Annotated in this window: 18 protein-coding genes and 1 riboswitch; of the genes, 4 read left to right on the top strand and 14 right to left on the bottom strand. The window is 42.7% G+C overall.

The window, feature by feature from the left end; all coding sequences use genetic code 11:
- Nucleotides 1-74 precede the first annotated feature (74 nt).
- Nucleotides 75-166, bottom strand: a riboswitch (glycine riboswitch).
- 142 nt (nucleotides 167-308) lie between these two features.
- The 8 genes from J7I83_RS13680 to comGA are packed head-to-tail and all read right to left on the bottom strand — an operon-like array spanning nucleotide 309 to nucleotide 4,536.
- Nucleotides 309-821, bottom strand: a complete 513-nt coding sequence (locus J7I83_RS13680; protein WP_215101632.1) for a shikimate kinase — start codon at nucleotides 819-821, stop codon at nucleotides 309-311.
- Between the two features lie 22 nt (nucleotides 822-843).
- Nucleotides 844-1,047 (bottom strand): hypothetical protein, encoded by a 204-nt coding sequence (locus J7I83_RS13675; RefSeq protein ID WP_215101630.1) that lies wholly within the window; start codon nucleotides 1,045-1,047, stop codon nucleotides 844-846.
- Nucleotides 1,028-1,465 (bottom strand): competence type IV pilus minor pilin ComGF, encoded by a 438-nt coding sequence (comGF, locus tag J7I83_RS13670; RefSeq protein WP_215101628.1) that lies wholly within the window; start codon nucleotides 1,463-1,465, stop codon nucleotides 1,028-1,030. The genes J7I83_RS13675 and comGF overlap by 20 nt, the downstream gene beginning before the upstream one ends.
- Nucleotides 1,453-1,701, bottom strand: a complete 249-nt coding sequence (locus J7I83_RS13665) for a hypothetical protein (protein WP_251047653.1) — start codon at nucleotides 1,699-1,701, stop codon at nucleotides 1,453-1,455. Before J7I83_RS13665 ends, comGF begins: the two co-directional genes overlap by 13 nt.
- Before the next feature lie 40 nt (nucleotides 1,702-1,741).
- Nucleotides 1,742-2,176: a competence type IV pilus minor pilin ComGD gene (gene comGD / locus J7I83_RS13660; protein WP_353048283.1), complete on the bottom strand. Its 435-nt coding sequence runs from the start codon at nucleotides 2,174-2,176 to the stop codon at nucleotides 1,742-1,744.
- Complete coding sequence (gene comGC, locus J7I83_RS13655) at nucleotides 2,167-2,484, bottom strand: competence type IV pilus major pilin ComGC (RefSeq protein WP_215101624.1); 318 nt, start codon at nucleotides 2,482-2,484, stop codon at nucleotides 2,167-2,169. The genes comGD and comGC overlap by 10 nt, the downstream gene beginning before the upstream one ends.
- 11 nt (nucleotides 2,485-2,495) lie before the next feature.
- A complete protein-coding gene (comGB, locus tag J7I83_RS13650; protein ID WP_215101622.1) occupies nucleotides 2,496-3,539 on the bottom strand; it encodes a competence type IV pilus assembly protein ComGB in 1,044 nt (347 codons plus the stop codon).
- A complete protein-coding gene (gene comGA / locus J7I83_RS13645) occupies nucleotides 3,493-4,536 on the bottom strand; it encodes a competence type IV pilus ATPase ComGA (protein ID WP_215101620.1) in 1,044 nt (347 codons plus the stop codon). Before comGA ends, comGB begins: the two co-directional genes overlap by 47 nt.
- A 315-nt stretch (nucleotides 4,537-4,851) precedes the next feature.
- On the opposite strand from comGA, the gene J7I83_RS13640 reads away from it, so the two are divergent.
- Entirely contained in the window at nucleotides 4,852-5,088 is a 237-nt protein-coding gene (locus tag J7I83_RS13640) for a DUF2626 domain-containing protein (protein ID WP_215101618.1), read from the top strand.
- Between the two features lie 85 nt (nucleotides 5,089-5,173).
- Here the strand turns inward: J7I83_RS13640 and J7I83_RS13635 are convergent, their stop codons facing one another.
- Nucleotides 5,174-5,812: an MBL fold metallo-hydrolase gene (locus tag J7I83_RS13635; RefSeq protein WP_215101616.1), complete on the bottom strand. Its 639-nt coding sequence runs from the start codon at nucleotides 5,810-5,812 to the stop codon at nucleotides 5,174-5,176.
- A gap of 152 nt (nucleotides 5,813-5,964) precedes the next feature.
- Between J7I83_RS13635 and J7I83_RS13630 the strand changes: the two genes are divergently transcribed.
- From J7I83_RS13630 to J7I83_RS13620, 3 genes are all read left to right on the top strand, one after another.
- A complete protein-coding gene (locus tag J7I83_RS13630) occupies nucleotides 5,965-6,147 on the top strand; it encodes a DUF2759 domain-containing protein (RefSeq protein WP_215101614.1) in 183 nt (60 codons plus the stop codon).
- Nucleotides 6,148-6,455: 308 nt separating this feature from the next.
- Nucleotides 6,456-6,674, top strand: coding sequence for a hypothetical protein (locus tag J7I83_RS13625; RefSeq protein ID WP_215101612.1), 219 nt, complete (start codon nucleotides 6,456-6,458; stop codon nucleotides 6,672-6,674).
- Nucleotide 6,675: 1 nt separating this feature from the next.
- Entirely contained in the window at nucleotides 6,676-8,643 is a 1,968-nt protein-coding gene (locus J7I83_RS13620) for an insertion element protein (protein WP_215101610.1), read from the top strand.
- A 78-nt stretch (nucleotides 8,644-8,721) separates the two neighbouring features.
- Here the strand turns inward: J7I83_RS13620 and J7I83_RS13615 are convergent, their stop codons facing one another.
- The 5 genes from J7I83_RS13615 to rpmG form a co-directional block, all read right to left on the bottom strand.
- Nucleotides 8,722-9,303, bottom strand: a complete 582-nt coding sequence (locus J7I83_RS13615; RefSeq protein WP_215101608.1) for a hypothetical protein — start codon at nucleotides 9,301-9,303, stop codon at nucleotides 8,722-8,724.
- Between the two features lie 261 nt (nucleotides 9,304-9,564).
- A complete protein-coding gene (locus tag J7I83_RS13610) occupies nucleotides 9,565-11,469 on the bottom strand; it encodes an LTA synthase family protein (RefSeq protein ID WP_215101607.1) in 1,905 nt (634 codons plus the stop codon).
- A gap of 236 nt (nucleotides 11,470-11,705) precedes the next feature.
- Complete coding sequence (locus tag J7I83_RS13605; protein WP_215101605.1) at nucleotides 11,706-11,903, bottom strand: YqgQ family protein; 198 nt, start codon at nucleotides 11,901-11,903, stop codon at nucleotides 11,706-11,708.
- Nucleotides 11,900-12,475 carry a 5-formyltetrahydrofolate cyclo-ligase gene (locus tag J7I83_RS13600; RefSeq protein WP_215101603.1) on the bottom strand — a complete coding sequence of 192 codons (576 nt, stop codon included), beginning with the start codon at nucleotides 12,473-12,475 and terminating at the stop codon, nucleotides 11,900-11,902. The genes J7I83_RS13605 and J7I83_RS13600 overlap by 4 nt, the downstream gene beginning before the upstream one ends.
- A gap of 64 nt (nucleotides 12,476-12,539) precedes the next feature.
- Nucleotides 12,540-12,689 (bottom strand): 50S ribosomal protein L33, encoded by a 150-nt coding sequence (rpmG, locus tag J7I83_RS13595; protein ID WP_006830468.1) that lies wholly within the window; start codon nucleotides 12,687-12,689, stop codon nucleotides 12,540-12,542.
- Between the last annotated feature and the right edge of the window lie 235 nt (nucleotides 12,690-12,924).

Raw genomic sequence — 12,924 nt, 5'->3', positions numbered from 1 at the left:
CTGTCCTGGAACCTGAAAGTTTACCATAATGGCTTTCCTCGTTGGTAGCTGACATGCAGCATTCTCCAGAGATGCGTCCTGTACGAGTCTTTTTGCCTGAGAGATTCATAACTTCTGTCATTTGCTCCTTCGGCGACGCATTTGCGTTCTCTCCTCGTACAATCATCCGCCCAAATCAAGATTGATTGGTCCAAACCGTTATACAGAATAGTATAACTTTGAATATATCCTAACATTGATCCATAGAAAGCGCAATCTTTTTTCTTTAAAAGGACAAAAGGCGAACGAATTGATTAATTAAAATCAATTCATTCGCCTTTTAGCCGATTTACTTGAAAAGCGGCATATTGTGTAATTTGCCGCAATGTCCTGAATTCCGTGCGGATTGTAATATGCGCCGTTTGCTTGTAGTCCCGGTAACGGGCTTTATGCAGCGCTTCAATTTCCTCACGGCTGGATTGGCGGATAATGGGGCGGTTCGGATCCCGGTGAATCCGCCGCCAGATTTCACGGAACGGAGCATCCAGAAAAAGCACCAGCCCTGTATTTCTCATGATCCTCTGGTTTGCTTTTCGCATCGTGACGCCGCCGCCTGTAGAGATGATGCAATGATCATTTTTAAAATTTTGCAAAAACTGTGTTTCCAGGTCCCGAAAATATGCTTCGCCGTGCTGCTCGAAAATTTCCGGAATCGTTTTCCCTGTCTGCCGGACAATCTCTTTGTCCATGTCATAGAAGGGTAGTTTTAACAGGAAACTCAACCTCCTGCCGACCGCGCTTTTGCCGCAGCCCATGAATCCAATCAAATATATTCTGTTCATCCTACCCACCCGATACTTACCTCTACTCAGGTATTTTTTTTTGCTCAATATCCTTCAGTAGTTGTATCGTAGCATGTCTGTGCATATTTTCCAAACCATCATACGTTTTATATTGGATGGAATAGAGCGTCAGCGTGTGGGATAACAGCAGCAGAGCCGACAGGAAAAAGACGATGGCAATGGGGTAGACGGCACCTTTCTCGTTTTTAAGGCTGCGTAAAAACATACTCTGCCTCTTCCAGACTGCCGGTGGTGAATTCAGTGCGGACCTTCAGCATGTTGCCATCCAGTGAAAAACTGCATAGCCGAACGCGTGTCAGCATGACTTCATGGCCTTTTCTTTCTTTTTGTTTGCGGATCATGTCGGTATACAGTTCGATATCAAATTCCTCCCCCAGCTGGACGACACGGATTCCGCTGCCTCCATTGATGATCTCAAGCGATTCGCTGTTGTTCAGGTAGCTCTGTAAATCGACAGCAAACAATTGCCATTCTGCCTGGTGCGCATCCAAATCTTCGGTAAAGCCGACAGCGAATCCGAAGAACAGAACAATCAGCGGCAGCATCGTCATGAGTACCAGCAAATCGAAAATGGACGTTAAAAACGAAAATCCTTTCTCATCCAGCCGGGCTATTCGGCGCATAGCTGCTCCTTCTTTCCTTGATAATCCGCATAATCGACACACAGCCGATCGGCCATTTGCCAGTTGTAGACGATGCCATTGACTGTCCGCTGCCCCTGTACCGAACCTGTCGAGTTAATTTCTCTCGCGGCTTCGTGCAGGGTTTCATAAGCGCTGACGCGTTCTTTTTTCATTTGCAGACTTTGCTGAACACTGAGCATGACCGGCAGCAAACTGCCGAAGATGATAAAGATCATAAATAGGCTCACCATGGTTTCTGCCCAGGAAATCCCTCTCTCATTCAGAAAACACCACCCTCCCTCTCCCAAGATGGACGACCAATGTCTTTTCTCCGCTGCTTGTAGCAAAACGGAACGTCCCGGACTGGACGACTGAACCATTTGAATTGAAATAGATTTCATTGAGGTTGCTGGTCTTTTTCAGCGCCACCGAATCAGGCAGTTTTCTGGACGACACCACTGACTGAAGATCTGTAAAAATTTCGTAAGTTCCTTTGGTTTCCCTGAAAACGACTTTTGCGGTTTTTCCCAATGAATAGCTTTGGCTTTGTGCGAAATAAATGTCTTGTTGGAGTACGTCAAAAAAACGCTGTTCTTCTTTTTTTACCGCAAAGGCCTGGTAGCCGGGAATCGAAACGGAAACGATTGCCATGAGAACTACCAGCACCAACAGCATCTCCAGCAAGGTGAAACCCTGTTCTTTTACGACGATTTTGTGGATGTCACCACTCCATCAACCGAAATATTCACCACATCGCCGTTCGGGCAATCCGTTTCTCCTGTTTTCAGATAACCTTCCGTTACAAGGTCCGTCAAGGTTGGTACCACTTTCAGGTCCATTCGGTAGGATTCCACCTGTCCTTGGACCATCTGCACGAATGCTTTGCACCCTTTTTCATCGACAGCTGATGATTGTTTCGTGACATTCGGAATCGCGATGGCAATCAGCACTGTGATGATCAGCATGACAATCAGCATTTCAATTAAAGTAAATCCTTTTTGATTTTTTAAAAAGCGCATATTCTTCCTCCTCAAATGGTATGGACCAGGTTATACATCGGCATTAAAATCGCAAGATAAGCGCCTACAATGCAGATGGCAATCATAATAAAGAAACTTGGTTGGATAATGCGCAGCAGCTGCTGCGTCTGCTGTTCAATCCGCTCCATCAGCACTTCGCTGTAAAGGATCAATTCCTTCCCCAGGTAGCCGGTCATTTCGCCATGCTGGACAAAAGCGGGCATATCCCTGGAAACAAACGAAAAACGCTCGAGCGATGTGGAGAATGTCTGTCCCATCATCAGTTCTTCATGGGACAGCCTTGTCATAAACTGGATGATCTTATGGTAGTTTTGACGCTGCAGCAGATTGAGCGACTCCTGCATGGAAATGCCGCTGTGCAGCAAAGTTCCGAGTTCACGGGACAACAGGTGCGACCAGTACAGCTTCATGAAGCCTCGGAGGATAGGAATGGCCAGCAGCCAGTTGATTTGCTGCTCGATGTCCTGCCTCTTCAGCAATTGTCTGAAGACGTAAACAGCCAGCGCCGATGCTGCGAAGATTGCAATGAAAAAGTCCGGAAGGTTCAGCAAATAAGCCGGTACCCCGGAAGAGTCATCTCCGGACTGAAGCGACTCCATCATGTCAGTCAGATTCGGTACATAGCTGGTGCGGAAAAACAAAAACAGCACAGAGGTAAAGATCAGCAAAGATACCGGATAGATCAGGATGTTTTTCAACTTTTTCTGTACCTGCTCGGTCCGCGCGAAGCTTTTGGCAATGCTGTCAATCGACTCGGGCAGCCGTCCATGGTATTCAGCAATTTCGACAGGAAACAGCACATGATCCTTGAATCCTAAATATTTCAGGATTTCAGCGGCATTCCCTCCACTTTTTAAAATAACGGTTATGCCGCTCAGCGTTTCGTCCAGCTTGGATGTATGCATCGGCAGCAATAAGCTCAGCGCAACCGGCAGCAGATATCCTTCTTTCATCAGGACGGCCAGACGCGTCAGGAATTGTTCACGGTCACGAAGACGTGTCCTGCCTGAGCGCATAGGAAGCTTGAATCGCACCAATTTTCACTCCTTCCCGTATCTGTCCTTCAAACGATAGATCTTCTGGCAATGTATAAGCTTTTTTCAAGCTAGCTGACAGCAGGGCATCTTCCAGCCGTTCGCCGTCCAGAATTTCATATAGTGCGCGATGGCAGGATTCCGACTGTCCGATATCAGAAAACATCGGAATGATCCTTTGGGCTGAAACGGCAACAAGGGTTTGCGACATATCTTCAAACGATATACCCAAATCGCGCAGCCGGTGCAGACAGCCGACAGAATGTCTGGCATGGATGGTCGAAAAAACCAAATGCCCCGTCAAGGCTGCACGAACGGCAATTTGCGCCGTCTCTGCGTCGCGGATCTCACCGATCATGATGATATCAGGATCGTGCCGGAGTATCGCTTTCAGTCCCGCTGCATAGCTGAGGCCTGCTTTTTCATTGACCTGGATTTGCAGAATTGCCTGATTCTTGCGTTCTACGGGATCTTCCAAGGTAATGATGTTGCGGTTCAATTTTTCTGCACAATGTTTCAGCAGCGAGTATAAAGTAGTCGATTTGCCGCAGCCTGTAGGGCCAGTAAACAGAATGAGGCCCTGGGAGGCTTCAGACAATTTCTCCAGCAGACGGGCTGAGTCTCGGAAAGCTGCCAGCTGATGGATGGATTGGGCATTATCGTCCGGCATGATCCGGATGACGATGCTTTCTTTTGTCAGCACAGAAGGCAAAGTTGAAATGCGAAAATAATGGGATAAGTCGTTGATGGGAAGCTGGAATGAACCGGTTTGGGGTTTTCTTCTTTCACTCATATCTAAAAGGGATAGGTATTTGAAATAAGCGATCATGCGATCACCCAGATCAAAGGGGAGTTGTGTCACTTGCCGCAGATTTTGGAATGAGCGGTAAGAAACGGTATAGCAGGATGGTTCGGGTTTGATGTGGATGTCTGTCGTGCCATTTTTTGCCGCGTCGTACAAAAGGTCAACACAGCGGCGCTCGATAATCGATTGCATATCCACCTCCTATTTCGCTTTGAACAAAGGCCGCCTCTCTGTTCACACATAGTATAACCGGCTCTTTTTGACAAGGGAACAGCTTTTGCCAAAATAAAATTTTGAACGCCGGATTCACGCCAAATCTCATATTTGAAGCCACTCGCTTTAGACTTCAAAAAACAATAAATGGAATTTTTTTGAAGGGAATATTGTCTTTAAAGGCCCGTACACCTGTTTGTCACAAAGAAAGATGAACTCGCTGTTTACACATTCACTCTATTTCCTATATAATAAACAAGAGATTATTGTGTTGTGGCAAAGGAGGGATTACCCATGAATAATATGTTCAAGTTAATGGGATGGTGGACTGGTATATTCGCAGTTCTTTTTTATGTAGGCGATATGGTTGAAGTATCATTATTAATGGTCGCTAACACCGGATTTTTTGTTCTTCTTGGATTCTTAAATATTTCTGAGCGCATGTATATGTATATTTTTGGTGCCTATCTGACAATATTTTTCGTAGGCTTCACTTATTACACTACGTTCATCCATGTTCCTGGGCATTAATCAATACGAATACAAAAAAAAACAAAAGGCGCATTGGATTTCTCCAATGCGCCTTTTGTTTTTTGATGTTTTAGGTCTTCAGCCTTTAAAACCCTGTCAGGAACGGGTTGCTGTCCATTTCCTGTTCAGGAGTCGTTTCAGGCCCATGGCCAGGATAGAGGATCATATGTTCAGGAAGCGTCAGCAGCGAGTCGTGTATGGACTGCAGCAGCTTTTTCTCCGAGCCATCGATCAGATCCGTACGGCCGATGCTGCCGCGAAACAGCGTGTCACCCACAATAGCAAAGCCCTCATTGCCGAATGAGAAACTGACACTGCCCGGGGAATGCCCAGGTGTGTGTAGAACGTCCATTTGGAAAGAACCAATCTGCAGGTGCTTTTCGTCGGTCAATAAAACGTCTGCATCCTTCACCCGGTAATCCGGCAAAGCTGCATACTTGCCTGAACCATTCAAATTCGGCTTGCTCAACCAATCTTTCTCCAGCTGGTGGAGGTAAACCGGTATCGAATAGCGATCCCGGACATCGTCCACTGCCCCAATATGGTCAAAGTGGGCATGTGTCAGCAGAATCGCGATCGGTTTCAGGTTCTTCTTTTTCAACAGCGCTTGGATCTTTGCGCTTTCTTCTCCCGGATCGAAAATCAAGCATTCTTTTTGATCGTCCGAAATGATGTAACAGTTGGTCTGGATAGGTCCCAGCTCCAGTTGATCGATTTTCAGCATTTTCTTCACCTCTCCTTGATTATAACATGCCGCACTTTAGAGGACTGTCAACATACTGACACTTTTTATCCTCGACAAAACGTAGGAATTTCTTTACAATATAAAGAGAACAAAGCGGCACTGGCTGTTTAAGTTGAAGGGAGTGTCATTCGATGAGTTGGATGTTAATGGTTATTTTTGGACTTACTGCAGTTCTTGCAGCAATCGGCACTGTACAAACGCTAAAAAATAAAGAAGTCCTCGGCTTTCTTTTTAACTTTGGAACGTTTGTAATTTTCGGCGCCTTTACAGTTGCAACAATTATCACACAGGGTTATCCACCAGGACTACATTAATCAGAAAAAAGCTGCTGCGGTCAAACGCATCAGCTTTTTTTCATGCCGTAAAAAAAGAGAGGACGCAGAGCGTAACGGGTTCCGTTTCCTATCGCAAAACTCTAAAATGTATAATAAAATGACTGGCAAATTGTACGCTAATTTGTCGGTCTTTTTTTGTTGATAGAACAAGTTTTTTATTCAAATATCATCTTTTTTTGTTATGTAATTGACACCCCAATTTGTTAGCATACAATCAGTAGTGTAAGGCGACAAATTGGTATACAAATTGCCTTACACAAATTTATCTAAAAAAGGGAGATGAACAAATGAAAATCGAACCAAAGTATCCGAACGCAACACCGAAACAGTTTAAGTTATCCTTCAAGTCGCACAAGATTCTAGAGCATTATTCCGACTACACAGGCTTAACAGAATCTCAGGTTTTAGAAGAAGTGTTACCGCACTTACTGAACGACAAAGACTTTATCGCTCATATCGAAAGTAAACGCAGCAACACCCGCGTCAAACGAGAGTTGGGGTTATGAGATGGTTAAAATCAAACGTCTCGCAAACTTCACCGACCGCATTTGCCTAACAGACCCGAATATCCCACCCTCAGAAATCACACAACGACACCACGATTACCTCACCTTGTCAGACAAAAAAATGAAAACTCAAAACGTTAAGTTTGCATTCAGACCCACGGATTTCACTTGGAAAGGCAAAACACACGAAATCCAATTAAACTTCTGTGCAAATCCTTTTTGCAAAAATCATTTACAACCACAAACTAAATACGGAATCGGCAAAAATCAACGGTATACGATTACAGGGACCACGCCCGACCGAAACATAATTTGTAATGCTGACCCAAACGATCCGAACGGCATACCAACTTTGAACTGCAATACCAAGGCTTACTCAAATTGGTCTTTGGCAACGGAAATTGAACGCTTAGTACGATTAAATTCAGTTGTGCCCTTAAATCCTGTTTATCATTTTCACAAAGATGGATGTGCTAATCCTGAGACCTTCCTCACGCAACCAAAGACATTTTATAAACGCGGAAAGGCATCTTCAAACGCACAGATTGTCCAGTGTAAGACCTGCAAGAAGTACACGAACATTTTACCGACAAAAGCAGAAACGACCTCTTATCATCAAAAACGAAACGATATTCTGCCAGTATTCGCAGATATGATTATTCAACACATTCCTGTATCAAGCACTTGTAAAGTCTTGAAAATTGGTCGCTCCACTTACTATGAAAAATTGGAATGGCTATATCGGTGTTGTTTGGAATTCCTTGAAACAAGAGAAAAGGCATTCGAGAAAAAAGTTTTCCCAAGAATTTGGGTCAACACCGATATGATGATGTATGTCCTCAACAATGTTCGTAAGAAAGGTCAGACAAAAAAATTTAAAAGAGGTAACGAAAAGCAATTGCCGACACAAGTTGTCATTTCGTCGGATATGAGGTCAAGATATGTATTCCGTGCCGATGTTGCTTATGATTGGGATGTGACATTTAATCAAATTAAGTTCGATACAATCACTTATAAAGACGATCATTTAACCGAGGAACTACGGAAGAACGCTAAATTTACCCAGCACTCGTATTTCCCACAACCACCGTCGCCAAACGATTTACAGACAATGACTGAATATCACAGTGAAATGATTGAATTAAACCGCAGAAAAGAATATGTAGATGGACTTCACGTAAATCACACGTACACCGCAATGGCTCAAATGTTCCTCATCAAGAAAATGGTTAAAACACCTAAATGGCGATTCGTCAGTGATGATGATCGGGTATTGAAATTAGCGATCAGAAGAATTTTCGCAGAGGAGATGAAAAACGGACGGGCTCAGTATCTAGTGAGTAACTTTGATAAAACACTGTCAAGAGAAGAAGCATATAAGGAATTTATCGAATCGGGTAAATATCTTCAGGACTGGGCCGAAACCAGAGGAATGAAAGATTTATCGCATTACGAGAAAGCCGTTGCGTATCTGAAAGAAAAATTGGCTATTCATAAATTCTATGAAACCAAAACAGCGCCCGACGGAACACTTTATAATATTCATAAGCCAAATAAGATCGAACATCCAATTGCGATGGCTGATAGAGGAAGCAGATATATTAATGTTCTGTCCGACACATCGAAATTGTCAGATGAACATTTGGCACGATTAATTGTAAAGGCGAACGACAACTCTGTTAATACATTTCTTCAAGAGATCAGACGGTCAATCTCGATTCTTGAACGACCACTTGTGACAAGTCGTGGAGACGGGAAAAGTTATATCTATTCAAACTTCAATCCGAAATACGCACAAATGAGTATCACGATTTTAAGAACCTATTATAACTTCTGTAAAACCTATCAAGTGGGCAAACCAGAAATCGGAATTGACGGAAAGAAAATTAAAAAACTAAAAACTCCAGCACAGCGCTTAGGTATTGCCGACAAGATTTATACTTGGGAAGATATTATATACAAACGATAAAATATAAAACGCCAATCCAGTTAGGGTTGGCGTTTTCATATTTTGATATATAAGTTCTTATGTTAATATTTTTCAAATTCACTTTTCTAGTTTAAAATTCATTATACTTTTCCCCGAAGTAGAAGTCTCATCTTTCCATATGAATTCTAGAGCATATTGATTTCCAATCATTTCTTCGTCAATTGCAACTTTGAACATTGTATTTTCAGGATCTTTTTGTTCTTTGACCAGTTCCTTTAAATTGTATTCATCACTATAATCTATTTGGATTAAATGAATTTCTGTTGGCAGAGGTTTCAATGAACTCCAATCAACCTGGAGTTGGTCACCAATTTCGACTTTACCACTATGAATAGAAGGGTAATTGTATTGTTTAAATTCATCACAATTATTCCAACAAATTTCTCCGTAAGAGTGGTCAAAAGTTGGAAACTTTTTTTCTCCATTAGAAGATAAAAGAGTAATGGAAGGTGCGTCAATATCCGTGAAAGATGGAAGGGATTCTTCTTCACTTTCAATAATATTTTTTTCACTCTGTTTTTCTTGCTTGGACACTTCAATTATTTCCTCTGTCTTTTGTGACTCTCGAATTTCATTGTTACACCCGATTAAAAGTATCGAAAACAACAGTATTACTAACGTTAATATATTTTTTTTCATTTTTGTACCCCCTCTCTTTGTTATAACATAAATACCCAAGAAAACCTTTAAAAATTAGATTTTTTCATAAATTTAAAATTTTGTAATGAACACATTAAACAAATTTGATTATGAAAAATACCCCAATTCCAAGACTGTGAATTTCCAGAATTTCTCACGAATTGAGGTGCAATTAGTTATACATTTCCGATTACATTTTGTATCGTATTTTTAAGTTTTGCGATAGGAAACGGAACCCGTTACGCAGAGCGCCCTCTCTTTTTATTGCTCCAAATCCCCTTCAGGAATGGTTGTCAATTGCCCATCTTCTTCATCGTAAAAACGAAGCAGGTCGCCATTGATGATTGACTCGGAATATTCAAGTTCGGTAAACGCCTGCTCGATATAAGGCGTGCACAACTCTTCTTCGGTCGGTTCGCCGGTTTCCTTGTCATAGCAGACATTTCCTGCGTAAACTACTTCATCTGTTACAAAACGCCCATCACGGAACACAACGAATTCCTCATGTTCTTCTGAAAATAGATCTCCGCCAAACTGAATGTCTTTTGACGCATCCACCCCCATCAGGTTCATGATTGTCGGACGCATATCAATCTGTCCGCCGACTTCATCGTTGACATGGCCTCCGCCATAGCCCGGGATGTGGACAAAGAACGGAACTTTCTGCAGTTCAGCAGAAGTGACATCTGTCACTTCCTCGCCCAGATACTGGCTCATGGCTTCGTTATGGTTTTCAGAAATCCCATAATGGTCACCGTACATGACAATGATCGAATTTTCGTATAGCCCTTTTTCTTTTAAATCTTCGAAAAGAACTTTGATTGACTCGTCCAAATAGCGAGCTGTCTGGAAATAACGGTTCAAGGTACCTGAATTTGAATCGTATTCGTCGATCAGTTTGTCTTCTTCATCCAATGTAAATGGATGATGGTTAGTAAGCGTCAGCAAGCGGCTGTAGAAAGGCTGCTTCATCTCCGCCATATGGTCGACCGACTGCTCCAGGAACGGTATATCCTTCATGCCCCAGTTGACCGCTTCACCTTCGCCAACTTCAAAACTTTCGATATCATAGAATTCGTCAACGTTCATCGATTCGTACATAATATCGCGATTCCAGAAGCTTTTTGTGTTGGCGTGCTGGACGTTTGTTGAGTAGCCATTGTTGCCGAGGCTCTCTGCCATGGAATTGTAGGTATTGCCGCTGTGCGTAAAGAATACCGCACCGCCGCTTAACGGATAGAGGGAGTTTTCAAGCAAAAATTCCGAATCCGAAGTTTTGCCCAAGCCCGTCTGGTGATAAAAGTTTTCGAAATAAATGGTGTCTTCGTCTTCTGTCAAGGAGTTCAGGAACGGCGTGATCGTTTGCCCGTTCATTTCGCTGTTGATCGCGAAACTCTGCATAGATTCCAAAGTCACGACAATCAGGTTGCGTCCTTCGGCAATGCCCTTCATTTCTTCAGAAGGTTCGATTTGGTTTGCGCGCACATAGTTATTGGCTTCAACCAGCTCAGAGCCGTCAGCCAGTGCACGCTGCGCCTGTGATTTGGACTGGACATAAATATCGTATAGATGATAATTGTACATTCCCAAGTTTTTCACCAGCATCTCGCGGTCAAAGCTGCGAGTCAGCAATTGCGGACGCTCTGCTTCGGCAAGTCCCAAGTTGAAGAACAAGACAGCAAGCGCAAGAATGTAGTAGGTCTTGCGCTGCATAGACGAGGAAACAGCAGCAATCGGCTTTACCTTGATGAATTTAATCGCCAGCAAGATGATGGCAACGTCTGCAAAATACAGCAAATCTGTCCAGAATATACTGGCTGCCGCACTTGATCCCAAGTCACCGAAATTCTCAGTCTGGAACAGGACCGGCAAGGTAATAAAATCACTGAAAAAGCGGTAAAAAGCAACATTTCCGTAGAGGATTATCGATGTTATGACTGCCACAGCAACCAAATAGCGGTTCTTGGCTTTCTCGCTCTTAAAGAACAGCGAGATGCCGTAGATGAACAACAGCATGCTCAAAGGGTTAATAAACAGGATAAATTCCTGCAACAGGTTATCAATTGTGATCGAGAAACTGGTCTTGTAAACAATATATGTTTTTAGCCAAGTGGCGATGATGGCGATTGCCAGGATTGAATGTTTCGGCCATTCTTTTTTCAGCATACCCGGCCTCCCTCCTTATTCAATTAAATTGGTGTGTTCTGTACATAAATTTTAAGTTTAGCAGATGATTTCGATTTGTCGCTTTTCATATCTCTTTGCAGAAAACAGGCAGAAGCGGTGATTTTTCAAACCAATACACTACCATAATGGTTTAGTATAAAAGAAATTTATGGAAATTTGAAGTAATTACCCTTATTCTAGACGAATGAAAACGGAGGAAGTTTCGTTAAACAAACTTATTTCTTATTATACTCCGATTTTTTTTGGCGGAGAATAAGCAGTGCCGAAGCGTACTCTTTTGCAGAAATAAACTGCAGCCGATACAGTTCTCTAACCTCATCTTCCATTAAATCAAGATCCGCCTTGTAATCGGCCGTATAGATAATCGTGCCATAGCGCTTCAGCAATTGCATGACATCGAATAGGTTTTTCATTCGATCACCGCCCCCGTATTGATAAATCCGCTTTCTGTATAGATGCCCTGTACCGGCAGATCATGGACTTCCACGGGAATCGACTCCCTGATCTGGCAGTCAAAAGCCAAAGAACGCGTAATGCCCTCATAATCTTCTAAAAATCGATCGTAATATCCTCCGCCAAAGCCAATTCTAAAGCCCTGTTTCGAAAAAACTACGCCCGGCACAATCAACAGGTCGATAGCATCCGGTTTTATATAGCTAGTTTTTGAGACGACCGGTTCCTGCAGTTTCATATAGACGACTTCCAATTGATCCGTGTTTTCGATCAATCGGAAATCCATGCCTCGGCTCGCCGGATGGCATTTGGGTACAGCTACTTTTTTTCCCGCTTCCCAACATTTCTCCAGCAACACGAGAGTATTCACTTCAGGAAAGGAAGAAAGGGTCATGCCAATGGTGCCCGCTTCCAAAAAAGCCGGATCTTCCATCAAACGGCTAACCACCATTTCGGACTTTTTTCTATATTCTTCTAGTGTCATTCTGTTTAGCAAAGCGAGTACTTCTTTTCGCTCCGTAACTTTATCCATATCAGCACCTGCTCCTTTACAAAGAAAAAAGCCAAAACCCCTGGAGGTTTTGGCTTTCAATGAATTACTTCGTTTCACGGTGTACTGTCATTTTCTTTTCACGTGAGCAATATTTTTTCATTTCAAGACGCTCAGGGTTGTTGCGCTTATTTTTAACAGTGCTGTAGTTACGTTCGCTACATTCTGTACAAGCTAAAGTGATGTTAACACGCATCGGTATCCCTCCTAATTCTTTCAAAGATCATTTATAAATAAGCGTGATCTATACGACTTAATTATTATAGCATATTCCATCATAAAGTCTACTGTAAAAACCCAATTAATTGAACCTTTCTAAATAAAAAAAAAGGACCGGCAGCTTTTTTGCTTCTGGTCCTTTTTTCTGCTATCTAAAAGATCCACCATTTGCTGATGATTCACAAGCTAGACTCTAACAAATTGGAGTTTCC

The sequence above is a fragment of the Planococcus sp. ISL-110 genome (assembly GCF_018613575.1).
Lineage (GTDB): Bacteria > Bacillota > Bacilli > Bacillales_A > Planococcaceae > Planococcus.
Note: the sequence above shows the minus strand (reverse complement) of the source record. Positions and strands in the feature narration are given on the sequence as shown.